This is a genomic window from Embleya sp. NBC_00896 (assembly GCF_045207785.1).
GTDB lineage: Bacteria > Actinomycetota > Actinomycetes > Streptomycetales > Streptomycetaceae > Embleya.
Genome location: NZ_CP108776.1, coordinates 6,408,703 through 6,431,802, shown reverse-complemented (window position 1 = coordinate 6,431,802; position 23,100 = coordinate 6,408,703). Strand labels below are relative to the sequence as shown.

The window sequence follows — 23,100 nt, the reverse complement described above, 5'->3', positions numbered from 1 at the left end:
CGGCCCCGAGGAAGCCGACGGTGCCGCGATCGCGCAGGCCCGGCGGGTTCCGCGGATGGCCTCCGGAAATGGAAGCGTGAATTCCTCACGGGTCCGTGTCGAATTCACCCCCGGGCACGTGACCACATCACTGGGCGGCGGACGCCGGTCGATGCGAGGGTCGGATCGACGTTGCCGAGCCACCCGATCGGAGGACGCCCATGGATGTCGAGGTGTTGGGAGAACTGCTGGTCCGCGAGCACGGGCAATCCATCGTGCCGAGCGCGGGAAAACCCCGACAGATCCTCGCACTGCTCGCATTGCACGCGGGTCGGATCGTACCCGTGGCAACACTGATGGAGGAATTATGGGGAGATGCCGTACCGCGCAGTTCGGCCACGACACTGCAGACGTACATCATGCAACTGCGCCGCCGAATTTCAAAGGCGTTACAAACTTTTCCCGAACGCTCCCCGAAGGATTTCCTGGCGACTTCCTTCGGCGGCTACCGAATCACGGTGCCCGCGGAAAACTGCGACTGGTCGAAATTCCGACGCGCCGCGGCCGAGGGCGGTATCGCGTTGGCGGCCGGTGATCCCCGCTCGGCGTCGACGCTTCTCACCGAGGCCCTCGCACTGTGGCGGGGGCCGGCTCTGATCGACGTCCCGGTGGGGCGGGTGCTGGGTCTGGAGATCATCCACATGGAGGAAACGCGTACGCAGGTGCTGGAGGAACGCATCGAGGCCGATATGCAACTCGGCTACCACGCGGCCCTTCTCGGCGAGTTGCGCACGCTCATCGTCCGGTATCCGCTGAACGAGAACATGTGCGCCCAACTGATGATCGCGCTCTGCCGTTCGGGGAGTCCCTGGCGCGCGCTCCAGGAGTTCCGCGAACTCCGCGAACGCCTGTATCGGGAACTCGGCGTGGAGCCGTCGGCACGGCTCCAGCGGCTGCACCAGGCCGTGCTGTCCGGCGCGCCCGAACTCGACCGCTGGGAGGCGGCCGTGCCGGCCCTGCGACCGGTGTACTGACGGTTCGCCGTCGCGGGATCAGCCGAGCTGGTCGTGGGTGATCCGACGGGAGCGGGTGTACACCCCGTCCTCCCCCACCTCCAAAACGTCGTGCACCACGCAGCTCGGCGCGATCTCCGGCTTGCCGCCCGGGCGGACGGTGACCACCAGGGCGTACACCGTGGCGGCGATGCCGCCGTCGGCCCGCGGGACCAGCGCGATGTGGTTGAACCAGTGCCTGCGCTGCACCGGGTCGCCGTCGAACCGCTTGTGGAATTCCACCAGTTCGGCGACGATCCCGGCCCGCGTGCGGGCCGGCTCGGCGGCCGGCGAGTGCTGGAAGGTGCCGTCCGGGGTGAAGGTCGCGGCGTAGTCCTCGAACCGGCCGGCGTCGAGGGCCTGCATCTGATGCGCGTAGAAGTGCTGGACCCGCGCGTAGAGGTCGGTGCGGACGGGGGTTTGGGTCATCGGGCTCTCCTTTGGCGTGTCTTGGGTGTGTCTTGGGTGTGTCTTCGATGTCTTCGGTGTCTTCGGTGCGTCGAGGGTGTCCCGGGCGGTGCCGACGGCCGGCGCGGGCCAGCCTGACCGGCCCGCCTCGAAATCGGCTGGAAAGCGGGCCGTCCCGCGCTCCAGCCGGCTTCCACCTCGCCTCAAGTCGCCCGTCCCACGCTCTCCCCACGACGGCGGGACGCGCCGTGTCCCCCTACGACAGCGGGAACGGAGACCCATGAGCGAGACAGGCAGCCCCGTGGCCCTGGTGACCGGCGCCACGAGCGGAATCGGCAAGGAGGTCGCGCACCGGCTGGCCGCGCTCGGCGCGCGGGTCTACCTCTGCGCCCGGGGCAAGGACGAACTGGACGCCACGCTGGAGGAGTTGCGGAGCGCGGGCTTCGAGGCGGACGGCTCGGTGTGCGACGTCGCGCGGCCGGTGCAGATCAGGGAGTACGTGCGCGCGGCCGTCGAGCGCTTCGGCCCGGTCGACATCCTGGTCAACAACGCGGGCCGAAGCGGCGGCGGCGCCACCGCGGAGATCCCGGACGAGTTGTGGTTCGACGTCATCGACACCAACCTCAACAGCGTCTTCCTGATGACCAAGGAGGTGCTGACCACCGGCGGGATGCTGGCCAAGGACCGCGGCCGGATCGTCAACATCGCCTCGACCGGCGGCAAGCAGGGCGTAGTGCACGCCGCGCCGTACTCCGCGTCCAAGCACGGCGTGGTGGGCTTCACCAAGGCGCTGGGCCTGGAGCTCGCCCGGTCCGGGATCACGGTCAACGCGGTGTGCCCCGGCTTCGTCGAGACGCCGATGGCCCAGGGCGTCCGCGAGCACTACGCGGCCATCTGGGGCGTCACCGAGCAGGAGGCGCACGACCGGATCACCACCCGGGTGCCGATGGGTCGCTACGTGGAGACCCGCGAGGTGGCCGCGATGGTCGAGTACCTGGTCGGCGACGACGCCGCCGCGGTGACCGCGCAGGCGCTGAACGTCTGCGGCGGGTTGGGCAACTACTGATGTCCGCCGAGAAGCGAGTGGCGCTGGTGACGGGTTCCTCCTCCGGGATCGGGGCGGCGATCGCGCTCCGGCTGGGCGCCGAGGGCTTCCGGGTCGTGGTCAACTCCGCGCGTTCGGTGGAGGCCGGCGAGAAGGTCGCGGCCGCCCTGCCGGACGCGGTGTACATCCGGGCGGACGTGTCCGTCCCGGCGCAGGCCCGGGAGTTGGTGGAGGCGTCGGTGGCGCACTTCGGCCGACTCGACCTGCTGGTCAACAACGCCGGGGTCACCCGGGTGATCCCGCACGCCGACCTGGCGGCGGTGACCCCCGAGGTGTGGCACGAGATCCTCGGGCTCAACGTGCTCGGCACCTGGCAGACCACCGTGGCCGCCGTGCCGCACCTCACCGCGTCGGGCGACGGGGCGGTGATCAACATCTCCTCCGTCGCCGGCCGCCGGGCGGTGGGCAGTTCGATCCCGTACGCGGTGAGCAAGGCGGCGATCGAGCACATGACCGTGCTGCTCGCCGGCGCGGTCGGCCCGCACGTGCGCGTGAACGCGGTGGCTCCCGGGCTGATCGCCACGCCCTGGACGCAGGACAGCGACTTCTTCGCGCCGATCGCCGAGAAGGTCCGCCAGAGCACGCCGCTGCGCCGGGTCGGCCTGCCGGAGGACGTCGCCGAGGCGGTGCTCGGCCTGGCCAATGCGGCGTACACGACCGGCCACGTGCTGTCCGTGGACGGCGGCGCCCACCTGATCTGAGCTGACCTGACCTGACCTGACCGATCCTTCGACCGACCTGAGGAGACGGCCGTGCGACTCGGCGCGAATCTGGTGTACCAGGGGGCCGGCGAGTTGGCCCGTGCGGCGGAACTGCTGGACTACGACGTGGTGTTGGCGCCCGAGGGATATCGGTCGGACGCGGCGAGCGTGCTCGGCCTGGTGGCCGGCGCGACCGAGCGGATCGGCCTGGTCTCGGCGGTGATGCAGATCCCGGCCCGGCCGCCGGGCACGGCCGCACTCACCGCGGCGACGCTGGACGCGCTCAGCGGCGGCCGGTTCCGGCTCGGCCTGGGGGTGTCCAATCCCGATGTGTCGCGGGGCTGGTACGGCGTGCCGTTCGACCGGCCGCTGGGCCGCACCCGCGAGTACGTGGACATCGTTCGGCGGGCGTTGGCCGGGGAGTCGGTCACGTACGCGGGCGAGCACTTTCGGCTGCCCGCTCCCGGCGCCGGCGGCGACGCGCCGCTGCGGTTGACCACCGAACGGCCGCGCACCCGCCTGCCGGTGTATCTGGCGGCGGTCGGCCCGCACGCGCTGCGGCTGGCCGGGGAGATCGCCGACGGCTGGCTCGGGGTCTTCACCTCGCCGGAGTCGGTCGCGAAGGCCGTCGTCGAGATCCGGGCGGGTCGGACCCGGGCGGGGCTCGGCATGGACGGGTTCGAGGTGCTGCCGAGCCTGCCCACGTCGGTGGCCGACGACGTGCCGACCGCGGCGGACGCGCTGCGCGAGCAGTACGTGTACCTGCTCGGCATCGGCGACCCGGCCCGGAACTTCTACTGCTCGATGGCCCGGGAGCTGGGCTACGAACGCGAGGTCGCGCTGCTGCGGCGGCGGTTGGCGGCGGGCGATCGGGCCGGCGCGGCGGCCGCGCTCCCGGTGGACTTCATCGACCGCACCGCCCTGGTGGGCCCCGTGCCCCGGCTCGCCGAGCGGATGCGCGCGTACGCCGACGCGGGCGTCACCACGCTCGGCGTGATGGTCTCGGCGGCGGCCACCGACCTGGAGGGACGGGTACGGATCCTGCGCGCCGCGGCCCGGGCCCGCGACCTGGCCGCCGGCGCGCGCTGACGGTCACGGCCCGGTGCGGTCACGGCCCGGGGGCGGTCTCACAGCGCAGGTGCGGTCACAGCGTCGGGACCGTCCGGACGAGTGTGCCGGACGGATCCACGACGGGGTCCGGGAAGCCCGTGACGTCGCCGCCCACCGCGTCGGCGGCGCGGGCCCAGCGGTAGCTCCAGGCCGGGTCGGCGAAGTCGGTCCCGGCCAGGCCGGTCTCCACCGGGCCGCTCCCGCCGGCGCGCACGCGCCAGCTCAAGGCCGGGAGCGTGAACTGCACTTCGGGCCGGAACGGGCCCGGGGCACGCAGGACCAGACGGCCCCCGGGGAGTACTTCGGTGTACGGGGGCGCTTCGCCGAGCGCCTCGCCGCCGGTCAGTGTGTGCCGCACGACCCGCGCGTGCGTGGGGATCCGGAAGCACAGGGCGATGTCGTCGATGCCGCTGCTGAGCTTGGCGGAGAAGGTGATCGGCGCGGGCGCGAGGACGATCTCGAACTCCCGTCCCACCCGAGCCGTCCGGGGCGCGGACACGGCGAAGTGCAGGGTGTAGGCGATGGTGTGGTCGTCGCCGTGCGGCTCGGTGTGCACCCGGCAGGTCAAGGCCAGCGCACGGTCGACCGTCGAGGTGCGGATGCCCACGGTTCAGCCCTTCCGGACCGCGGCGGCCAGCCCGCTGGGCCGACCCCCGGCTTCGGCGGCAAGCGCGGCACCCCGCCCGTAGCGGCCGGCCAGGCCGGCGACGGTGGGCGCGTCCGCCACCTGCCAGCCGTGGCCGCTCAGCCACCCCGCCGGGTCGTCGAGGGTGGACTTCCAGGTCGCCCCCAGGTCGTCGAGGGTGTCGGAGACCCGGGCCAGCCGGTGCCGCTTGGTGGCCGAGTCGATGTGGTCCATCGCGAACGCGCTGCCGGGCGCGGACAACCGCCCGACGGTGTCGAGCAGTTCGTCGTTGCCGGCTCGGTCCAGGTAGGGCAGCAGTCCCTCGACCAGCCAGGCGGTCGGCTCCCCCGGCTCGAATCCGGCGGACAGCAGCGCCGCGGGCCAGTCGTCCCGCAGGTCGACCGGCAGCACCGTGCGCGCGCACGCGGGAACCGCCTGTCGGTCGGCCAGCACGCGCTCCTTGAAGGCCAGCAGGTCCGGCAGGTCCAGCTCGAACACCCTCGTCCCGGCGGGCCAGTCGAGGCGGAACGCCCTGGTGTCCAGGCCCGCGGCCAGGATCACCACCTGGCGGCAGCCGCGGTCCGCCGCGCCGCCCAGGCAGTCGTCGAAGAAGCGGGTGCGCACGGCGACGTAACCCGCGAAGTCCCGCATCCCGTCCACCGCGCTCGCGCCGACCGCCTCGACGAAGGCCCGTGCGTACGGGTCGTGGAACAGCCGCTCCTCGCGCTCGCTCTCCGCGGCCCGCCCGGCGGCGATGCCCACCGCCGTCAGGCTGACGCCCGAAGGCAATAGCGGTCCCTCGCCCGATGCGGGTGTCCGGGCCTCGTGCTCGCTCATTCGTGCTCCTTTCGTGGCGCGGATCAGGGTTGTGGGTGGGGGTGGAGGGGGGCTCGAAGCCGGCTGGAACGCGGGAATCCGGGCGGCGTTCGAGGGATGCGGTAGCCGGGCTCCAGGCAGTGGTGCCAGGGTGGACGGTGCGTAATCGGGTCGGCACACTCACGGAGGTTTCGCGCGTGACCAGCTCTCAGGAACGCCCGGTCGGTCCGGTCGGGTTCGCCGAACCGGATGTCTCCGGGCTCGGGTCGCGTCGCCGGTTGCGGATCGGCGGCGACCTGCCCTACTTCGCCACCCGGCACGAACTCCGGGACTACGTCCAGGCGTTCGAGGATCTCGGCTACGACCATCTGGGCTTCGGCGAGCACGTGCTGCCGGCCCGGGCGCCGAACTGGCCGTCGAGCATGTCCCCGTGTGAGCCGTGGCACGAGGCGTTCACCCAGGCCGCGTTCGTCGCGGCGCTCACCTCGCGGGTCGAGATCGCCCCCTCGGTTCTGCTCCCGCTGCGCTCCGCCGGCCTCGCGGCCAAGCAGGCGGCCGAGATCGATCTGTTCTCGGAGGGGCGGCTTCGGCTCTGCGTGAGCGTGGGCTGGAACCGGGAGGAGGTACAGGCGTTCGGTGTCGACCCGACCACTCGCGGGCAACTCGTCGAGGAGCAGGTCGAGGTGCTGCGCCTGTTGTGGACCGAGCCGTCGGTCACCTATCGAGGCAAGCTGATCCAACTGGTCGACGTGGCCCTGAACCCGCGCCCGGAGCGGCGGGTGCCGGTGTGGATGGGCGGCGGCGACTTCGCGGGCGGCGGTGTGCCGAAGCCCGTGGTGCTGGACCGGATGGCCCGGATCGCCGACGGCTACAAGATGTTCGGCCCGCTGATGCGCGACGTGCGGGCGGGAGTGGACGTCGTTCGACGGTTGCGCGAGCTCGTGGTCGAGCACGGTCGGGACGTGGACGCCTTCGGCGTGGAGGCGCGGATCGCGCTCCAACTGCTGCCGGAGGACGCGTGGGTGACGAGCCTGGATACCTGGCGACAGGCGGGCGCCACGCATCTCACCCTCTCCAACCGGCGGGGGGCCGGTGGCGCGGACGCCGAGATCGCCCGCCTCGCCCGCTTCCGCGAGTTGACCGACGGGCTCTGGTAGTCGGGGCGGGCGGGGCGGCACCCGTCGAGGGTCCGCCGCGCCCGCGCCGCGCCGACCGGTTCACGTCGCCGAGGGTTCGGCCCGGTCCGGGGGATCCTGCTCCGGCACCGGCCCGCCCAGATGCCGGACCAGCCGGCGGATCTGCTCGCCGTACCGTTCCCGGAACTCGGCGGATCGCGGATCGAGCCCCGATGCCTGCCCGGCGATCTGCGGCATCACGATCGGCGCCATGATCATCCCCATCACGGCCAGCCGCAGGAAGGCCGGGTCCAGGTCGTCGGCGATCTCGCCCCGCTCGCGGGCTCGTCGCAGGCCGGCCACGTCCTCGTCGATCGCCGCCGCCTCCACCTCCGGAACCTCCGGGACCTCGTCCGAGAGCCCGCGCCAGAGCATCAGCCGGGCGGGCCTCGGGTCGGCGAGCCCCCGCTCCAGGTAGCGGACCGCGACCTCGGCCAAGGGTGTGTCCTCCTGCGCGAAGAGCGCCTCGCTCTCCGCCCAACCGCGGTGCAGTTCGCGGTAGAGGCCGTCCTTCCCGCCGAAGTAGTAGTTGATCAACTGCTTGTTGACGCCCGCCCGTTCGGCGATCTCCTGCACTCGGGCGCCGGCCGGGCCGCGGGACGCGAACTCGTCGAGCGCCGCGTCCAACAACAGCCGCCGGGAGCGCTCCGCGTCGCGTTGGCGCTCCTCGGCCCTGGGCGCCCGCCGGGGCCGCGGGCGATCGTGGCCGTCGCCGGCCTGCGTCGCATCGGCTCCGCGGTCGTCGGCACCGGTGCCCGCGCCGGGGTTGATCTTGTTGACCGTCATCCGGTCATTCTAACTAGTCATCCAGTTGTTTGACAGTGCCATCCCTTTGGATGAGAAGCTGAAGGCATGACTTCACACGATGACCGCGCGGACCCGCCGGCCGAGGCCGCGCCGGCCGCGCCGCAGCGCCCCGGTCTCACCCGCGAAGCGCGGCGAGCCGTGCTGGTCGTGCTGATGGGCGCGATCCTCGCCTTCCTGGATTCGACCGTCGTCAACGTCGCCCTGCGGCATCTCTCGGTGGACTTCGACGCGTCCCTCGACACCGTCCAGTGGGTGGTGACGAGCTACCTGCTGGCCCTCGCCGCGGTGACCCCGGTGTCCGCGTGGGCCGCCCGACGCTTCGGCCCGCGCCGGCTGTACGCGTGGGCGCTCGCGATCTTCACGGTGGCCTCGGCGCTGTGCGGGTTCGCGTCGTCGGCCGAAACGCTGATCCTCTTCCGCACGCTCCAGGGCGTGGGCGGCGGGCTGATGATGCCCGTCGGCCAGATGATCCTGGTGCGGGCGGCCGGACCGCAGGGCCTGGCCCGGGTGATGAGCGCGATCGGGGTACCGATGGTGCTCACCCCGGTGTTCGGCCCCACCGTCGGCGGGCTGCTCCTGGACCACGCGGGCTGGGAGTGGATCTTCTGGATCAATGTGCCGGTGGGCGTCCTGGCGCTGTACCTCGCCGTGCGGCTGCTGCCACGTGACGACGCGGGCGAGGCGGCCGGGCCGCTCGATGTGCCCGGGCTGCTCCTGGTCTCGGTGGGCGTGGTGGGCGTCACTTACGGTCTGGCCCGGGCCGGGATGGAGGGCACCTTGATCTCCGCCGAGGTGCTGCTGCCGTTCCTGGTGGGTCTGGCCCTGACCACCGTGTTCGTACTGCGGTCGCTGCGGGTCGAACACCCGCTGCTGGACCTGCGGCTGTACCGGAACCGGATGTTCGGCGCGGCGTCCTTCGCGACGTTCGTCATGGGCACCGCCATCTTCGGCGGCATGATCCTGATGCCGCTGTACTTCCAGGTGGTCCGGCACGAGGACGCGGTCCGTACCGGCATGCTGCTGGCTCCGCAGGGGCTCGGTGCCGCGGTGGGCATGTTCCTGGCCGGGCGCCTCTTCGAGCGGATCGGCAGCCTGACCGCCGTCATCGGCGGGGTCGTCTGCGTCGCGGCCACCCTGCCGTTCGTGCTCATCTCGGCCGGGAGTTCCTACTGGCTGCTGGGAGTGGCGATGGTCGCCCGCGGATTCGGGATCGGGATGGCCGGCATGCCCGCCATGACGGCGGCGTTCCGGGCGTTGGCCCCATCCCAGGTCAACGACGCCACCCCGCAGCTCAACATGCTGCAACGGATCGGCGGTTCGATGGGGACGGCCCTGTTCGTCGTGGTGCTCCAACAGCACCTCGACGACGCCGGCGGGCGGGCCTCCGAGCAGGCATCCGGCTTCGGCGTGACCTTCGTGTGGGTGCTGGCGGCATCGGCGCTTGCCATCCTGCCCGCCGTGTTGATGACCGCCATGGAGCGCGGGGCGAAGCCGGCCCCCGACGAGTCGGCGGACGCGGATCCGGCACCGGGCCCCGATACGCACAGCCGCGGCGCTCCCGCCGTGTAGGAGACCGGCGGGAGCGCCGCGAACGGGAGAGGGAGCCGACCGCCATGCGACGGCAGTCGGCTCCCCTGTGCTCGGTTTTCGGTACCGGGTGTTCGGTACCGGGTGTTCGGTGTTGGGTGTTCGGTGTTGGGGGTTCGGTGTCGGGGGTTCGGTGTTGGCAGTGCCGGGTGTTCGGGTGCTCGCCGGTCAGTGCACCGGTCGCCGCGGGTCCTCGGCCACCGCGGCGCCCTTGCCCGGCACCACGCCGGGATCGGGCGGGCCGGCGGGTACCGGCCTGCGGGCGCGGCTCCACCGGCGCATGACCGGCCGCTCGACGAGCGAGTTCAGCAGCCAGGCCAACACGAGCGCGCCGCCCAGGACGGGCAGCGCCAGGCCGGCGGCCTGCCAGGGGGTCAGGCTGTCCGCGGCGGTGATGTCCAGCTCGTACGCGACTCGGTCGATGAACAGTTCGTGCACCATGTACAGCGCGAACGAGACCTCGCCGAGCCACAACATCGTCGGGCCGCGCAGCGCGGACGGCCGCCGGTCGAGGTCGGCCCGGGCACCGGCCCCGATCAGCAGGGCCAGCGGGACCACGGTCACCGCGACCGTGCCGTACTGCCCGGGGATGTACAGCGCCCCGAAGTACGCGCCCACCACCAGCGCCCCCGCCGGCAGCAGGCCGATCCGCGGCCACCTGCCCTGGGCGACCAACTGCGCCACGAACATGCCCAGGACGAACTCCAGCGCCCGGGTCACCGGGAAGAAGTACACGAACCACAGCTGGGTCACCGAATAGGGCATCCGCGTGGAGAGCGGCGTGCCCGAGTCCAGGAACACGTGGGACACCAGCGGCACGCACCACACGGCGGCCGCGACGCCCACACCCCACCACCACAACCATCGCCCGGGGACGCGCAGCACCAGCCGCAGCAGGAACGGGAACGACAGGTAGAAGAACGCCTCGCAACCCAGCGACCAGCTCACCGTGTTGACGCTGTTCAGGATGTCCAGGCGCGGCAGCCAGGTGTGCGCGAGCGCGAGGTTCGGCAGCACCTGACGAGTCGTCATCGTCTCGTTCAGGGACAGCGCGAGCAGGATCGCTGCGGCCGCGGTGACCAGGTGGTTCGGGTAGATCTTGCAGGCTCGGGCGCGCCAGAAGGACCGGGCGCGCTCACCCGGTCGGGCCGACCAGGTCAGCACGAAACCGCTCAGGATGAAGAAGAACGACACCCCGGTGGAGCCGGCCTTGCTCCACAGGAACGAGACGCCCTTGTCCGCGGATCCCCAACTGGTGGGCACGAACTGGAAGAAGGCGTGCGAGAAGAACACCATGGCGGCGGCCAGGAAGCGCATGCCGGTGAGCGAGGGCAGCGCCCTCCGGCGGCCGGCCGGATCGTCCGGGCTCATCCGGGACCCTGCGGCGGAACCCATCCCGAATCGCGCAGGAACGCCTCGAAGGTGCGCAGTTCCGGGTGCGTGGATCGATGCGCGGGAATGTCCGCGGTGTAGCCGACCTCGTTGAACCACACGAAGGTCTTGGCCATCCACTCGTTCTGTCGGGCGATCTCCTCGATGGGCACCGACTCGAATCGGGTCGGCACCCCGGTGTGCCGTTCGAAGGCCGCGGCGATCTCCGGTCCGGTCAGCTCCTCGCCGGCGATCTCCACGTCGCGGCCGATGAAGTGCTCCGGGTCGTCGAAGGCGTCGGCGACGAACCAGCCGATGTCCTGTGACGCGATCATCTGGAGGGTGGTCTCGGGCAGCAGACCGCGGCTGAGCACCAAGCCGCCGTTGCCATCCGATACCGGCGGCAGGTCAAGGAAGTTCTCCATGTAGTAGACCGCGCGCAGGAAGGTCGTCGGCCGCCCGGACGTGCGCATGGTCTGTTCGACCCGCAGTTTGGTCTCCCGCCAGCCGACGCCGCCGGGATTCTCCACCCCGCCGACCGAGCTGTGCACCACGTGCGCCACGCCGGCCTTGCGGACCGCCTCGGCGATCAGGGCCGCGTGCCGTTCCTCGCCGTCGAGGCCGTTGCCGTGCGTCGGTGTGAAGACGCTGAAGACCCCGTACGCACCGGCCGTCGCGGCGTACACGGAGTCCGCGTCGTCGAGCGATCCCTGGACCAACTCGGCGCCCTCGGCCGCCAGTTCGCGAGCCTGCGGATGGTCCGGGTCCCGGACGAACGCGTGCACCGCCCAGCCGCGATCGAGCAGGTGCCGGGCGGCCGTACCGCCCTGCCTGCCGGTGGCTCCGATGACCAGCACCCAGCGCTCGGCGTCGTTCTCTCCGCCTGTCATGGACTGTCCCTCCCGAATCGGTCGTCCGGCGGATCACAGTCGCGGCCCCGGCTGGAATCCCGCTGGAACCGGGCTCAAGCCGGGAGACACGCCCGGTCACGCACTAGCCGGTGTCGAGTCGCGTTCGAGCCCGGGCCGAAACGCTCGGTTCCCGCAGCCGTCACGGTGAAGGGAGCTCGGCCGTCATGCCCGACAGCCACCGCACGGAGCAGGGCACGGCCGTCCGCCGGCCGCTGTTCGACCGGCTCGGATCCGCCGGTCTCCGCACCACCGGGCCCCGCCCCGATTGGCAGGTCAGACCGGTCGGGACGCTGCCGCTGGGCGATGCGACGGTCCGCGCCACCGACTCCGGGTTGGTGGTCGAACCCCCGGACACGACCGCCGGCGGTGCGCCGGCGTTCGGCTACGCGACCGGGCCCGGCGGCGCGGACGACCACCTGAAGTGGTGTGCCCTGGTGGCGCACACGGCCTCGTCCGGCCTGCCGGGCTTCGACGCGCCGCGCGGCGGGGAACTGGTGGGCGCGGCGGAACTGGCCGTGCGCGTGTTCGGCACGGAGCGCCATCCCTTCGGCGACGCGGTCGCCGAGCCACAGGCCGACCCGCGACTCGGCGCCGGCGCGCTGCTCGCGCTGGACCGCGAAACCGGCCTGGTCTTCGACTTCTTCGTCAGCAATCGGCGGATCCACGCGGTGTACGAGCGGCTGCCCCGGCCGGGAACCGGGTGGGCCGCGTTCTCCTACCTGGTGCCGGTCGCCGACCGCACCCCCGACCGGGTTCGGCGGCTGGAGATCGGCCTCGATCGCGACGCGGGCACGGTCCGCTGGAGCGTGGACGGCGAACAGGTGCTCTCCGTCGGCCGGTTGGGACACCTGTCGCTCCCTCGGAAACACCTGGTGATCGACCACGGTGGCACCGAGCAGTCGGCCGTTCCGAGGCAACTCGCCTTCGGTCTCGGCCTGTTCACCCTGCTGGACGCCGCCGGGCCGGACGGCCGCGGTCTGGTCCGGCTCTCCGCCGAGCGATATTTCGATCCCGCGCGCGGAGCCCCCACGCCGCAGCGGTTCCGCGACGAACTCGGGCTGCGCGCACATCGCTTGTGGGGCCAGGGCGTGCGACTGACCGTCCGCCGGGTCACCGTCACGACGGCGCCGGCGCCCGGTTCGCCCTAGTTCCTCGCCCTCCCACCGGGACCGCGACCGCAACCGCGACCGCGACCGCGACCGAGCAAGCATCCGTCATCGAGGCATGGGCAGGAGATGGGACATCCATGGAGACCGCGCACAAGACCCTACGGAGGCTGGCCAGGCCGCTGCTGGCCACCGGGTTCGTCACCGGTGGCTACAGCGTGCTGCGCGACCCCGGGCCGCTGCCCGCGTTGGCCGAGCGGCACGGGGTTCCGCTGCCGCGGGTGGCGACCCGCGGTACGGCGGCGGGCATGCTCATCGGCGGCGTCGCGCTGGGTGCCGGGTTTCGGCCCTCGCTCAGCATCGGCCTGTTGGCGGTGTGCCTGGTGCCGACGACCGTGACCGTGCACGACTTCTGGCGCCAGCAGGATCCGGCGCGCCGGATCACCCAGCGCAACGAGTTCTTCAAGAACCTCAGCCTGCTCGGCGGGTTGGCGATCGCCGCGGCCGACGCGTTCGCCACCGGTGCGTCCGGCCGGGCCGCGACGCGGGCCGGTGGGGAGTAGCCATGACGCGGACGGTGGAAGAACTCGACAGTGTCACCCCGTTGCTCGCCCGGGCCCGGGACGTCGCGCGGACGGCGGCCCGGCACGCCGTCGACGCCGATCGGGAGCGGCGGTTGCGTCCCGACGTCGTACGCGAGGTCGTCGACGCGGGATTCGCCCGCCACTTCGTCCCCACCCGCTACGGCGGAGCCGCCGCCGGCTTCACCGAACTCCTCGACGCCGTCGCGACCGTCGGCCGAGCGTGCACCGCCACCGCCTGGGTGGCCTCGCTCGGCGCCACCGTGGCCCGGATGGCGGCCCACCTGCCCGAGGAGGGGCAGCGCGAACTGTGGGCGGACGGCCCCGACACCCTGCTGGTCGGGGCGTTGATGCCGGTCGGCCGGGCCGAGAAGGTGTCCGGCGGGTGGCGGTTGTCCGGGAAGTGGTCGTACATCAGCGCGGTGGACTTCTCCCAGTGGGCGCTGCTGTGCGCGATGGCTCCGGCGGACGAGCACAACGGCGACGGATCCCCCCAGGCCCGGTACTTCGCGGTCCCCCGTGCCACGTACACCGTGCTGGACACCTGGTTCTCGGTGGGGATGCGCGGGACCGGCAGCAACACGCTCGTGCTGGACGGGGCGTACGTGCCCGAACACCTGTCGTTCGCACGTGCACAGGTCCTCGACGGCGCCGGGTCCACCTCGCCGGCGACCTGTCATCGGGTGCCGCTGCGGGCGGTCAACGGCCTGTCGTTCGTGACCCCCGTCCTGGGGGCGGCGCGCGGCATGCTCACCGAGTGGACCCGGTGGAACGCGGCCAAGGCCGGTACGGGCGCCCGCGGTTCGGCCGCGGACGACGTCGCCTTCCGGGACGTGCTCGCCCGGACCGCGGGCGAGGTGGACGCGGCGGAGCTGCTGCTGCGGCGCGCCGCCGCAGTGGCCGACGAGGGTGTTTTCACCGACCTGTTGACGGCACGCGGCGCGCGGGACTGCTCGTTGGCGTCCGAGACGCTGTCGACCGCCGTCAACCGGATGTTCCGCACGATGGGGACCTCCGGTCAGACCTCGGGCAGCCCGTTCGAGCGCTACTGGCGGGACGTCAACTCGGCGACCAGTCACATCGTGCTGCGTTTCGACACCGCCGCGGAGTCCTACGCGCGGCAGGTACTGGCCGGCGGCTGAGCCGCCCGACGGGCCCGGCCGTGCCGCCGTCGCGGCCGGGCACGTGCGAGGCCCGCCGGGTTTCCGCCCGGCGGGCCTCTTTCGCGCGTCCTCGTCCGGACTCAGCGCGGTACCGTCCCGGGCCGTCGGCCGGCCGCCAGGGCCAGCGTGGCCCGGCTGTTGTCCCCGAGCGCCGTGCGGATGTAGGTCCGCGCGTCGGCGAGGCCGGCCCCGGCGCCGAGCACCGCGGGCACCGCCGCGGGGTCGATCACGACGGTGTGCCGGGCCGAGGCCACGGCCCCGGTGTCGGCGTCGTCGAACGTCCACAGGCCGCTGTGGCCGAGCAGCAGCTTCGGGGGTGTCCGCTGCTTGTACGCGATCCACCCGGGCCGCGAGCACACCCGGACCGAGCGGGTGGTGTGCGCGGACCCGTCGGCGGTGACGGTGTCCATCTCCAGTTCCTGGATGCCGGGGACGGTCTCGGTCAGCTCGGTCCTGGCCACGTGCGGCAGGCGCTCGGCCCACAGGTCCGCTCGGTTCACGAAGTCGTACGCGTCCTCGGCCGAGCAGGCCAGCGCGATCGTGTCGCTGAAGGTGAGGACCAGCCCCCCGGTCGCCGGCCCGGCTTCGGCGATCCGGGCCAGGGCGCCCAGTTCGGCCGCGCTGTTGCGGTCGAGCGCCCGCGACACCTCGGCCGACGCGGCCGGTTCGTCGTCGACGATGGTGAAGCGGTGCCGCAGCACCACCTCGGTGTGCCCGCCCGGCAGCTCGCGCAGCAGCCAGCCGCCGCCCATCGAGGCGATCGGCGGGCTGCCGTGCTCCTGCCGAAAGGCGACGTAGCGCCGCTCGGGGTCCAGGGTGCGACGCGAAGTCCACCGCGCCACACGGCCGTTCACATCCGCCCAAATCTCGAAGCGCTCGGCGCGCGGGTTGCGGTCGAGGTGTCGCACATGGACGCACGGGCCGAAGACGGCCGGCCACGCCGCCACGTTCGCGATCAGGTCGTAGACGGCCCTCGCGGGCGCCGCGACGACGAGCGAGTGTTCCGTGCGATGTATTCGAGGTGCTGCCGAGGGTGCTTCCGGGGGTGCTGTCAGGGGTGCCGTTCGCGGTGATTTCCGGGCTGATTTCACGGGGCTCGTGCCCTCCCGTCCGCTCATGACTGCCGGCCGGCCGCCGCCGCCCCGTTGACGAGGTCGAGCAGCGCTCGCGGGGTCCTGAGGTCCACCAGCGCGTCGTCGGGAATCTCCACGCCGTAGAGCTGCTTGATCCTGGCCGCGCACTCGATCAGCGCGAGCGAGTCGTAGGCCAACTCCTCGAAGGAGCGGTCGAGCACATCGCCGTCGAGGTCGACCGCTTCGTCTTCACCCGCACAGGCCACGAGGATCTCGCGGAGTGCGTCGATGTCCATCACTGCTGCCATGGTGTGCCGTGCCTCCTGCTGTTGCCGATGGGTGGGTGGGTGGGTGGTCGGTGAGAGGGTGCGTCTCGGAAGACCGGGGGTTCCGGGCGGCGGCCCGCACCGGATCTCAGAAGTCCGGATGGGTCAGCACGACGGCCGAGTTGAAACCGCGGCGGCCGCGCGCGAGGACCAACGCCGAGCGCACCTGTGCGACGCGCGGCTCGTCCAGGACGAGGTCGAGGCCGTAGTCCTCGGGCACGTGCCTGGTGTGCGCGGTGTGCGGAACGAGCCCGTCCCGCATGGACAGCAACGCGGCGACGAGATCCACCGGACCACCCCCGGCGGCCATCCGGCCGGTGAGCGACTTCGGCGCGGTGACCGGTACGCCGTAGGCGCCGAACAGGTCCCGGAGGGCCTCGGCCTCGACCCGGTCGAGGTCCGCGATCCCGGCGCCGTCGGCGAACACCACGTCGATGTCCGAGGCGGCCAATCCGGCGTCGGCGAGCGCCAGTTCGGCGGCCCGGCGCAGCCCGGCGGGCCGATCCGAGCCCGGCTTGGGGTCGAAGGTCGAGGCGTAGCCGGCGACGCTGCCGTACACCCGCCGCGCACCGCGCTCGCGCGCCGAGTCGGCGTCCTCGATCACCAGCAACGCGCCGCCCTCGCCGGGCACATGGCCGGAGGCGTCCCGGTCGAAGGGCAGATACGCGCGGGCCGGGTCGGCCACGGTGCTGACCCGTCCGCCCGCCAGTTGCGCGGCCCAGCCCCACGGGTCGAACGCCGAGTCGACGCCGCCGCCGAGCACCAGCTTGGTGCCCAGGCGCACGGTCCGGCGGGCGTGCCCGATCGCGTCCAGGCCGCCCGCCTGTTCGGCCACCAGGGCGGCGCTGGGCCCGCGCATCTTGTGTCGGATCGAGATCTGGCCGGTGTTGACGGCGTAGAACCAGGCGAAGGACTCGTAGACGCTCACGTACTCGGGGCCCTGGCTCCAGAGCTTGTGGAACTCCCGGTGGGTGAAGTCGAAGCCGCCCTGGGCGCTGGAGACCACCACGCCCATGTCGTAGTCGGGCAGGGTGTCCGGGCCCACCTCGGCGTCCGCCAGGGCCCACTCGGCCACGGCCAGGGCGTACCGCGTGGACACGTCGGTCTGCGGCAGCAACCGGCCGGAGAGGTGCTCCGCCGCGTCGAAGTCGCGGATCTGGCCGGCGAAGCGGGCCGGATAACCGGAGGCGTCGAAGCGGTCCAAGGCGTCGATGCCGGCGCGGCCGGCGACGACGGACCGCCAGAAGCCCTCCGTGCCGAGCCCGATGGGCGCGGCCACCGACATGCCGGTGATCACCGTCCCGGTCATCCGGTGCGCACCTCCGCCTCGTGCAGGACCATCGCGGTCTGGAAGCCGCCGAACCCGCTGCCCACCGACAGCACGGTGTCCACCCGCTGCTCCCGGGCGGTCAACGGCACATAGTCGAGGTCGCACTCGGGGTCGGGCGTGTGCAGGTTCGCCGTGGGGGGTACGACGCCGTGCCTGATCGCCAGGGCGCAGGCCGCGATCTCGATGGAGCCGATCGCGCCGAGCGAGTGCCCGACCATCGACTTGATCGAACTGACCGGGACCCGGTACGCGTGCTCGCCGAGGCTGAGCTTGTACGCGGCCGTCTCGTGCCGGTCGTTCTGTTTGGTGCCGGAGCCGTGCGCGTTGACGTAGTCCACGGCGGTGCGGTCCAGGCGGGCCTCGTCGAGGGCGACCCGGATCGCCTCGGCCATCTCGCGGCCGTCGGTCTTGAGTCCGGTCATGTGGTAGGCGTTGCAGCGGGAGGCGTACCCGCCGACCTCCGCGTAGATCGGCGCCCGACGGGCCCGTGCCGCCTCGTACTCCTCCAGGACGAACATGGCGGCGCCCTCGGCGATCACGAAGCCGTTGCGGGATCCGTCGAAGGGCCGGGACGCCCCGGCCGGGTCGTCGTCGCGCGGGGTGGTCGCCTTGATGGCGTCGAAGCACGCGACGACGATCGGCGTGATGGGGGTGTCGGTGGCCCCGGCGACGGCCGCGTCGACGGTGCCCTCGCGGATGAGTCGGACCGCGTGCCCGACCGCGTCCAGGCCGGAGGTGCAGCCGTCGGACACCATCGTGACCGGCCCCTCCGCCCCGACCGCCCAGGCGACCTCGGCGGGCATCGCCCCGGGGCTGAGGTAGTCGAACATGTACGGGGACAGGTGGTCGTGGTCGACCAGCCACTCCCGCCCGCTGTCCGACATCACGAGGTATTCGCGTTCGAGGCTGGTCGCCGAGGCGACCGCGGAGCCCAGCACGACCGCGACGCGCTCCGGAGGCAGGGCTTCCCGGGGCAGGCCGCTGTCGGCGAGCGCGTCCCGGGCGCAGGCGACGGCGAACTGCGTGGCCCGGTCCATCCGCCGGATCTCGCGCGGACCGAAGCCCTCGGCCCGCGCGTCGAAGTCGACCTCGCCGGCCACGCGCGAGCGAAAGGGCGACGCGTCGAAGAACGAGATTCCGCGCGTGGCCGTTCGGCCGTTGGTCAACAGCTCCCAGAAGTCCTTCGTGCCGTTTCCGCCCGGGGCGCGCACCCCGATGCCGGTGATCACTACGCGCCGCTTTCCCACGGTGATTCCCTTCGCCTGTGCCAAGCCCGGGCGTGACCGGGTTTCCCGGCCGAGCCGGTCCCCGGGACCGTCAACAGAGTCGACGTGCCGGCTCGACCGGCTCTGGAGCCACGCTCGGGTGGGGCTCGCCCCGGCCGCGCCGGGATACGGGCGCGGGTACAGGTGCCGGCGCAGGCACAAACAGGTGCGGACCCAGGCACAAACAGGCGCGGGCGCGGGCGCAGGTACAAGTGCGGGTACAGGTGCGGGAATCGGGGTGCCGGGATCGGCGGCGAGGGCCCCGGCCGCCGGATCGGCCCACGGTCCGCCGTCGGCGTCGGCCCTCGCGTGCCGGGGCCGCGCGGTGCCACCGGACGAGGCCCGCGGCGACCCCGGTGCTGCGGCCGAGGACTCGGGGGCTTCTCCCCGGCCGCAGCACCCGCAGAGCATCGCCCGCTGCGCCCCGACACGGCGTCGGTGAATCCGACAGCTTCGGTGGCGGTTCTTCGTCGGCGACGACGATTCGGGCCGGTCGGGCCCTGCCTACCGTGATCGATCACTGCGGCACACCCCGCCGCCCCTTCGAGGAGGTGCCACATGGGACTACCCAATGTGACCACGGCCGCACCATCCGGTTCCGGCCCGCGCGCAACGACCCCGCCCCGCGTCCTGCCGACCTCCGAGCACCTCACCGCCCGGCTTGGTGAGCTGGCCGCTCAGGCGAACATCCCCGGCGCGAGCATCGCCGTGCGGTTGGGGGACAAGACCGTCACGGCCGCGACGGGCGTGCTCGACGCGGTGACCGGGTACCCGGCGACCACCGACTCGATCTTCCAGATCGGCTCCATCACCAAGGTGTGGACCGCGACCCTGATCATGCAGCTGGTCGACGAGGGCGTGATCGAGCTCGACGCTCCGGTGCGCACCTACCTGCCCGAGTTCCGGGTCGTCGACGAGGCCGCCACGAAGAGCGTGACGATCCGTCAACTGCTGTGCCACACCGGGGGCTTCGAGGGGGACGTGTTCGAGGACCACGGCCCCGGCGACGACGCCGTGGAGCGATTGGTCGCCGCCCTGGCCACCGTGGCGCCCCAGATCCACGCGCCCGGCGAGATGTTCTCCTACGCCAACAGCGGATACGTCGTACTCGGCCGCGTCGTCGAGGTCTTGACCGGCCAGACCTGGGAGGCCGCGCTGCGCGAACGCGTCGTCGCGGCGCTCGACCTCGGACAGGTCGCCACCAGCCCCGACGAGGCGATCCTGCACCGCGTGGCGATGGGGCACGCGCCCGACCCCGAGGGGGGCCACGTCAAGACTCCCTGGGCCATGCCCCGCTCCAACGCGCCGGCCGGCTCGACCCTGGCCACCACCGCCGCGGAGCTGCTCGCGTTCGCCGCCGCACATGCCGCCCTCGGGCTGCTCCCCGACGGCACCCGCCTGCTCTCGGAGGCCTCCGCCCGCGCGATGTGCGAGCCGCAGATCCCGGTGCCCGGCCGGGGCCTCCTGGGCAAGTCGTGGGGACTGGGCTGGATCCTGTACGACTGGCCCGGCGGCCCCGTCATCGGCCACGACGGCGGCACCATCGGCCAGCGCGCGATGTTGCGGATCGCCCCCGAGCACGGCCTCTCCATCGCGATCCTCACCAACGGCGGCGACCTGTACGCCCTGCAAGCGCTGGTCCGGGAGGTGTTCGCCGACCTCGCCGACATCGAGGTGCCGCGACCGCCCACCCCGCCCGCCGACCCCGCGGCGGTCGACCCGCGCTTCTTCACCGGCCGCTACTCCTCGGAGGCGGCGATGATCGACATCGTCGAGACCGAGACCGAGAACGGGTTCACCATCACCACGCGTCCCCGGGGCGCGGTGGCCGCGATGGTCGGAAACGACACGGCCGTCACCACCGCGGTGGTGGCCCTGGACGAGCGCACGCTGATCGCCACCACCCCGCAGGGCGGGGTGCACACGGTCTACGCCTTCATCGGCGACCAGGACCGGGCCCGCTACGTGCACGCGGGGCGTGCGACCCGCCGCAGCGCGCCCACGGGGACCGAGCAGGCCGCCGCGGATCTCGTCGAGACCGGACCGGCTCGATGAGACGGGGCGCACGCGGGGCCGCGCCCGTCCTGGTATTCGGACTGCTCGCCGCCGGCTGCGCCGGCACGGGCGACAGCGCCGGGGGAAGCGGCGACACCGTCACCATCGCCCTGACGGCCGACCCCGGGGACATGAACCCACTCACGGGCCTGACCAGCAGCGCGGGCATGATGAACAGGTTCGCCTACGACCAGCTGGTGCACACCACGGTCGACGGCAAACTGGTCTCCGGTGTCGCGCAGACGTGGACCACCGACGCCGACTCCACCACCTTCACCCTCAAGCCGGGCGTGCTGTGCGGGGACGGCGTCCCGCTGCACGCGTCCGATGTCGCGGCCCAGTACAACTGGATCTCCGACCCGGCCAACCAGTCGCCGCTGCTGGGTCTGAGCGTGCCCGAGGGTCTCACCGCCACCGGCGACGACACCACCGAGGTGGTGACGCTCAAGACGAGCGAGCCCACCCCGTTCCTGCTGCGGATGGCCTCCATGCTCCCGCTCACCTGCGCCAAGGGCCTCAAGTCGCCCGATTCGATGGACCGTTCGTCCCAGGGTTCCGGCCCGTACGAGCTCACCGACATCGTCCCGAACGACCACTACACGTACACCAAGAAGCGCACCGCCTATACGTGGGGCCCGAACGGCGACGGCGTGGAGGACGGCCCCGACAAGGTGACCTTCAAGATCATCCCCAACGAGACCACCGCCGCCAACCTGCTCCTGGGCGGCCAGGTCGACATCGCGAGGGTCAACGGCTCCGACCGCGGCCGGCTCGAGGCCGCGGGAATCAAGAACCGCACCCAGAACGACCCCCACGGCCAACTCCTGTTCAACGAGGCGCCCGGACACGCCACCGCCGACCCGCGCGTGCGTTGGGCCCTGACCGCCGCACTCGACCTGCGGCAGATCGGGGCGGTGGCCACCGGCGGCCGAGGCATCCCGTCGACCACCCTGGGCATAGCGTCCGTGAAGCCCTGCCCCGGCGACTCGATCACCGGCAACACGCCGCCGCACGACCTCGATCGCGCCGCCGAGACGCTCAAGGCGGCCGGCTGGACGAAGTCCGGCGGAAAGTGGTCCAAGGACGGCCACCGGCTGTCCATCACTCTGCCCTACCAGAGCACCGCGGGCGCCCAGGTCACCGCAGCCGTGGAACTGGCGGCCAAGCAGCTGAGCTCGTTCGGCGTCAAGGTCACCCGCAAGCCGATGACCCCGACCACGGTGGTCCCGACCCTGGGCTCCGGCGAATGGGACATCGCGTGGTTGCCGATCTCGGTCGCACTGCCCGACCAGAACGTCCCCTTCTTCGACGGGCCCGCGCTCCCGAAGGGGCTCAATTTCGGCAGCACCGACAACCCCGAGTACCGACGACTCCTGGATCTCGCGCGGGCCAAGCCCGACACCGCCGGCTGCGCCGAATGGACGGCTGCGGAGGCCGAGTTGATCAAGCGGGTCGACGTGATCAGCTTCGTGAACATCCCCACCACCTACTACACCAAGGGCTACTCGTTCGAGCTCGACGGCAACGGCGTCAGGCCCTCCTCACTGCACCGGACCGGTGGCCGATGAGCACGAGCACTCTCACCGCCCGGATCGCGGGCGCCCGCCCCGGTCCCTGGACCGCCTTCCTGCTCCGCCGCACCGGCCGACTCGGGGTGTCCCTGGCCGCCCTGGTCACCGCGTCCTTCGCGATGATCCACTTCGTGCCCGGCGACCCCGTCCGCGGCGCCCTCGGCATCGCCGCCACCCCCGAGGCGGTCGCCACCCGCGAACACGCGCTCGGCCTGGACCGCTCGCTGCCGTCCCAGTACCGGCACTTCGTGACCGGCCTGTTCCACGGCGACCTAGGCGAGTCGATCACCACCCGGATGCCCGTGTCCGACCTGATCGGCGAACGGCTGCCGGCCACCATGGAGATCGCCCTGGCCGCGTTCGTCCTGGTCATGCTGGTCGCCATCCCGCTGGGCATGGCCGCGGCCGTGTACACCCGCAACGGCCGGCGCCGGCGCGGCGAACTCGCCTTCATCGGCACCACCGGGGCGATCTCGGCCATCCCCGAGTTCCTCCTCGCCGTCGGGCTGACGTCGGTGTTCGCCGTGTCCCTGGGCTGGTTCCCCGTGGCCCTGCGCGACGGACCCGACTCCTACGTACTGCCCGTGCTCGCGCTCTCCATCGCCCCGATCGCCTCGCTGGCGCGGATCGTCCGGGTCGAGGCGCTGCGCGTGTTCGAGGCCGACTACATGCGTACCGCCCGTGCCAAACGGCTGCCGGCCCGCCTGGTCTACCTGCGACACGCCCTGCCGAACCTGCTGACCTCCTCGCTCACCCTCGGCGGCCTGCTGCTCGGCGGCCTGCTCGCCGGGACCGTCCTGGTCGAGAACGTCTTCGCCTGGCCCGGCCTGGGCATGACCATCGTCCAGGCGATCATCCAGAAGGACTACCCGCTCGTCCAGGGCGTCGTGCTGGTCTACGGAGCCGCCGCGCTCCTGATCAACTTCGCCGTCGACTGCGCCGTGGCCCTCGCCGATCCCAAGTCCACGATCCGCGGGAGCTGA

General features: G+C 72.3%; 22 protein-coding genes. 12 read left to right on the top strand and 10 right to left on the bottom strand.

From position 1 onward, the window contains the following. Positions 1–200 precede the first annotated feature (200 nt). A complete protein-coding gene (locus OG928_RS29105; RefSeq protein WP_406289154.1) occupies positions 201–1,013 on the top strand; it encodes a BTAD domain-containing putative transcriptional regulator in 813 nt (270 codons plus the stop codon). 18 nt (positions 1,014–1,031) lie between these two features. On the opposite strand, the gene OG928_RS29100 is transcribed toward OG928_RS29105, so the two are convergent. Continuing rightward, positions 1,032–1,460: a nuclear transport factor 2 family protein gene (locus OG928_RS29100; RefSeq protein ID WP_406289152.1), complete on the bottom strand. Its 429-nt coding sequence runs from the start codon at positions 1,458–1,460 to the stop codon at positions 1,032–1,034. A 259-nt stretch (positions 1,461–1,719) separates the two neighbouring features. Here OG928_RS29100 and OG928_RS29095 point away from each other — a divergent pair, with 259 nt between their 5' ends. The 3 genes from OG928_RS29095 to OG928_RS29085 are packed head-to-tail and all read left to right on the top strand — an operon-like array spanning position 1,720 to position 4,334. Continuing rightward, on the top strand, positions 1,720–2,505 hold the full coding sequence (locus OG928_RS29095; RefSeq protein WP_406289151.1) for an SDR family NAD(P)-dependent oxidoreductase: 786 nt from the start codon (positions 1,720–1,722) through the stop codon (positions 2,503–2,505). Continuing rightward, on the top strand, positions 2,505–3,245 hold the full coding sequence (locus tag OG928_RS29090; RefSeq protein WP_406289148.1) for an SDR family NAD(P)-dependent oxidoreductase: 741 nt from the start codon (positions 2,505–2,507) through the stop codon (positions 3,243–3,245). Before OG928_RS29095 ends, OG928_RS29090 begins: the two co-directional genes overlap by 1 nt. Before the next feature lie 51 nt (positions 3,246–3,296). After that, a complete protein-coding gene (locus OG928_RS29085; protein WP_406289145.1) occupies positions 3,297–4,334 on the top strand; it encodes an LLM class flavin-dependent oxidoreductase in 1,038 nt (345 codons plus the stop codon). Between the two features lie 55 nt (positions 4,335–4,389). On the opposite strand, the gene OG928_RS29080 is transcribed toward OG928_RS29085, so the two are convergent. Continuing rightward, positions 4,390–4,962 carry a hypothetical protein gene (locus OG928_RS29080; protein ID WP_406289142.1) on the bottom strand — a complete coding sequence of 191 codons (573 nt, stop codon included), beginning with the start codon at positions 4,960–4,962 and terminating at the stop codon, positions 4,390–4,392. A gap of 3 nt (positions 4,963–4,965) precedes the next feature. Further along, on the bottom strand, positions 4,966–5,817 hold the full coding sequence (locus OG928_RS29075; protein WP_406289139.1) for an SAM-dependent methyltransferase: 852 nt from the start codon (positions 5,815–5,817) through the stop codon (positions 4,966–4,968). A 176-nt stretch (positions 5,818–5,993) separates the two neighbouring features. Here OG928_RS29075 and OG928_RS29070 point away from each other — a divergent pair, with 176 nt between their 5' ends. After that, positions 5,994–6,953 (top strand): TIGR03619 family F420-dependent LLM class oxidoreductase, encoded by a 960-nt coding sequence (locus OG928_RS29070; protein WP_406289138.1) that lies wholly within the window; start codon positions 5,994–5,996, stop codon positions 6,951–6,953. A gap of 60 nt (positions 6,954–7,013) precedes the next feature. Here the strand turns inward: OG928_RS29070 and OG928_RS29065 are convergent, their stop codons facing one another. Continuing rightward, on the bottom strand, positions 7,014–7,757 hold the full coding sequence (locus tag OG928_RS29065; protein WP_406289136.1) for a TetR/AcrR family transcriptional regulator: 744 nt from the start codon (positions 7,755–7,757) through the stop codon (positions 7,014–7,016). A gap of 66 nt (positions 7,758–7,823) precedes the next feature. Between OG928_RS29065 and OG928_RS29060 the strand changes: the two genes are divergently transcribed. Continuing rightward, entirely contained in the window at positions 7,824–9,347 is a 1,524-nt protein-coding gene (locus tag OG928_RS29060) for an MDR family MFS transporter (protein ID WP_406289133.1), read from the top strand. A gap of 186 nt (positions 9,348–9,533) precedes the next feature. Here the strand turns inward: OG928_RS29060 and OG928_RS29055 are convergent, their stop codons facing one another. Beyond that, positions 9,534–10,736: an acyltransferase family protein gene (locus OG928_RS29055; protein ID WP_406289132.1), complete on the bottom strand. Its 1,203-nt coding sequence runs from the start codon at positions 10,734–10,736 to the stop codon at positions 9,534–9,536. Continuing rightward, a complete protein-coding gene (locus OG928_RS29050; RefSeq protein WP_406289130.1) occupies positions 10,733–11,626 on the bottom strand; it encodes an NmrA/HSCARG family protein in 894 nt (297 codons plus the stop codon). Before OG928_RS29050 ends, OG928_RS29055 begins: the two co-directional genes overlap by 4 nt. Positions 11,627–11,811: 185 nt before the next feature. On the opposite strand from OG928_RS29050, the gene OG928_RS29045 reads away from it, so the two are divergent. The 3 genes from OG928_RS29045 to OG928_RS29035 all read left to right on the top strand — a co-directional run bounded on the left by OG928_RS29045 (position 11,812) and on the right by OG928_RS29035 (position 14,476). After that, positions 11,812–12,795 carry a DUF6081 family protein gene (locus OG928_RS29045; protein ID WP_406289128.1) on the top strand — a complete coding sequence of 328 codons (984 nt, stop codon included), beginning with the start codon at positions 11,812–11,814 and terminating at the stop codon, positions 12,793–12,795. A 98-nt stretch (positions 12,796–12,893) separates the two neighbouring features. Continuing rightward, positions 12,894–13,316: a DoxX family protein gene (locus tag OG928_RS29040; protein ID WP_406289127.1), complete on the top strand. Its 423-nt coding sequence runs from the start codon at positions 12,894–12,896 to the stop codon at positions 13,314–13,316. 2 nt (positions 13,317–13,318) lie between these two features. Beyond that, positions 13,319–14,476: an acyl-CoA dehydrogenase family protein gene (locus OG928_RS29035; protein ID WP_406289124.1), complete on the top strand. Its 1,158-nt coding sequence runs from the start codon at positions 13,319–13,321 to the stop codon at positions 14,474–14,476. 101 nt (positions 14,477–14,577) lie between these two features. On the opposite strand, the gene OG928_RS29030 is transcribed toward OG928_RS29035, so the two are convergent. The 4 genes from OG928_RS29030 to OG928_RS29015 all read right to left on the bottom strand — a co-directional run bounded on the left by OG928_RS29030 (position 14,578) and on the right by OG928_RS29015 (position 18,473). Continuing rightward, a complete protein-coding gene (locus OG928_RS29030) occupies positions 14,578–15,513 on the bottom strand; it encodes an aromatase/cyclase (RefSeq protein ID WP_406291280.1) in 936 nt (311 codons plus the stop codon). A 98-nt stretch (positions 15,514–15,611) separates the two neighbouring features. Next, positions 15,612–15,878, bottom strand: a complete 267-nt coding sequence (locus OG928_RS29025; protein WP_406289123.1) for an acyl carrier protein — start codon at positions 15,876–15,878, stop codon at positions 15,612–15,614. A gap of 106 nt (positions 15,879–15,984) precedes the next feature. After that, positions 15,985–17,205: a ketosynthase chain-length factor gene (locus OG928_RS29020; RefSeq protein ID WP_406289122.1), complete on the bottom strand. Its 1,221-nt coding sequence runs from the start codon at positions 17,203–17,205 to the stop codon at positions 15,985–15,987. Continuing rightward, the gene (locus OG928_RS29015) at positions 17,202–18,473 is read right to left on the bottom strand and encodes a beta-ketoacyl-[acyl-carrier-protein] synthase family protein (RefSeq protein ID WP_406289121.1); all 1,272 of its coding nucleotides are present in this window, start codon (positions 18,471–18,473) and stop codon (positions 17,202–17,204) included. Before OG928_RS29015 ends, OG928_RS29020 begins: the two co-directional genes overlap by 4 nt. A 576-nt stretch (positions 18,474–19,049) precedes the next feature. Here OG928_RS29015 and OG928_RS29010 point away from each other — a divergent pair. Genes OG928_RS29010 through OG928_RS29000 form a run of 3 tightly spaced genes read left to right on the top strand, consistent with a single transcriptional unit; the run spans position 19,050 to position 23,100 of the window. Continuing rightward, positions 19,050–20,546: a serine hydrolase domain-containing protein gene (locus tag OG928_RS29010; RefSeq protein ID WP_406289119.1), complete on the top strand. Its 1,497-nt coding sequence runs from the start codon at positions 19,050–19,052 to the stop codon at positions 20,544–20,546. Further along, entirely contained in the window at positions 20,543–22,114 is a 1,572-nt protein-coding gene (locus OG928_RS29005) for an ABC transporter substrate-binding protein (protein WP_406289116.1), read from the top strand. The genes OG928_RS29010 and OG928_RS29005 overlap by 4 nt, the downstream gene beginning before the upstream one ends. Beyond that, positions 22,111–23,100 (top strand): ABC transporter permease, encoded by a 990-nt coding sequence (locus tag OG928_RS29000; protein WP_406289115.1) that lies wholly within the window; start codon positions 22,111–22,113, stop codon positions 23,098–23,100. Before OG928_RS29005 ends, OG928_RS29000 begins: the two co-directional genes overlap by 4 nt.

Coding starts and splice junctions, on each gene's coding strand:
- OG928_RS29075 (WP_406289139.1), bottom strand. CDS start 5,817: ATGAGCGAGCACGAGGCCCGGACACCCGCATCGGGCGAGGGACCGCTA.
- OG928_RS29045 (WP_406289128.1), top strand. CDS start 11,812: ATGCCCGACAGCCACCGCACGGAGCAGGGCACGGCCGTCCGCCGGCCG.
- OG928_RS29005 (WP_406289116.1), top strand. CDS start 20,543: ATGAGACGGGGCGCACGCGGGGCCGCGCCCGTCCTGGTATTCGGACTG.
- OG928_RS29020 (WP_406289122.1), bottom strand. CDS start 17,205: ATGACCGGGACGGTGATCACCGGCATGTCGGTGGCCGCGCCCATCGGG.
- OG928_RS29035 (WP_406289124.1), top strand. CDS start 13,319: ATGACGCGGACGGTGGAAGAACTCGACAGTGTCACCCCGTTGCTCGCC.
- OG928_RS29040 (WP_406289127.1), top strand. CDS start 12,894: ATGGAGACCGCGCACAAGACCCTACGGAGGCTGGCCAGGCCGCTGCTG.
- OG928_RS29090 (WP_406289148.1), top strand. CDS start 2,505: ATGTCCGCCGAGAAGCGAGTGGCGCTGGTGACGGGTTCCTCCTCCGGG.
- OG928_RS29010 (WP_406289119.1), top strand. CDS start 19,050: ATGGGACTACCCAATGTGACCACGGCCGCACCATCCGGTTCCGGCCCG.
- OG928_RS29095 (WP_406289151.1), top strand. CDS start 1,720: ATGAGCGAGACAGGCAGCCCCGTGGCCCTGGTGACCGGCGCCACGAGC.
- OG928_RS29000 (WP_406289115.1), top strand. CDS start 22,111: ATGAGCACGAGCACTCTCACCGCCCGGATCGCGGGCGCCCGCCCCGGT.
- OG928_RS29060 (WP_406289133.1), top strand. CDS start 7,824: ATGACTTCACACGATGACCGCGCGGACCCGCCGGCCGAGGCCGCGCCG.
- OG928_RS29025 (WP_406289123.1), bottom strand. CDS start 15,878: ATGGCAGCAGTGATGGACATCGACGCACTCCGCGAGATCCTCGTGGCC.
- OG928_RS29065 (WP_406289136.1), bottom strand. CDS start 7,757: ATGACGGTCAACAAGATCAACCCCGGCGCGGGCACCGGTGCCGACGAC.
- OG928_RS29100 (WP_406289152.1), bottom strand. CDS start 1,460: ATGACCCAAACCCCCGTCCGCACCGACCTCTACGCGCGGGTCCAGCAC.
- OG928_RS29105 (WP_406289154.1), top strand. CDS start 201: ATGGATGTCGAGGTGTTGGGAGAACTGCTGGTCCGCGAGCACGGGCAA.
- OG928_RS29055 (WP_406289132.1), bottom strand. CDS start 10,736: ATGAGCCCGGACGATCCGGCCGGCCGCCGGAGGGCGCTGCCCTCGCTC.
- OG928_RS29050 (WP_406289130.1), bottom strand. CDS start 11,626: ATGACAGGCGGAGAGAACGACGCCGAGCGCTGGGTGCTGGTCATCGGA.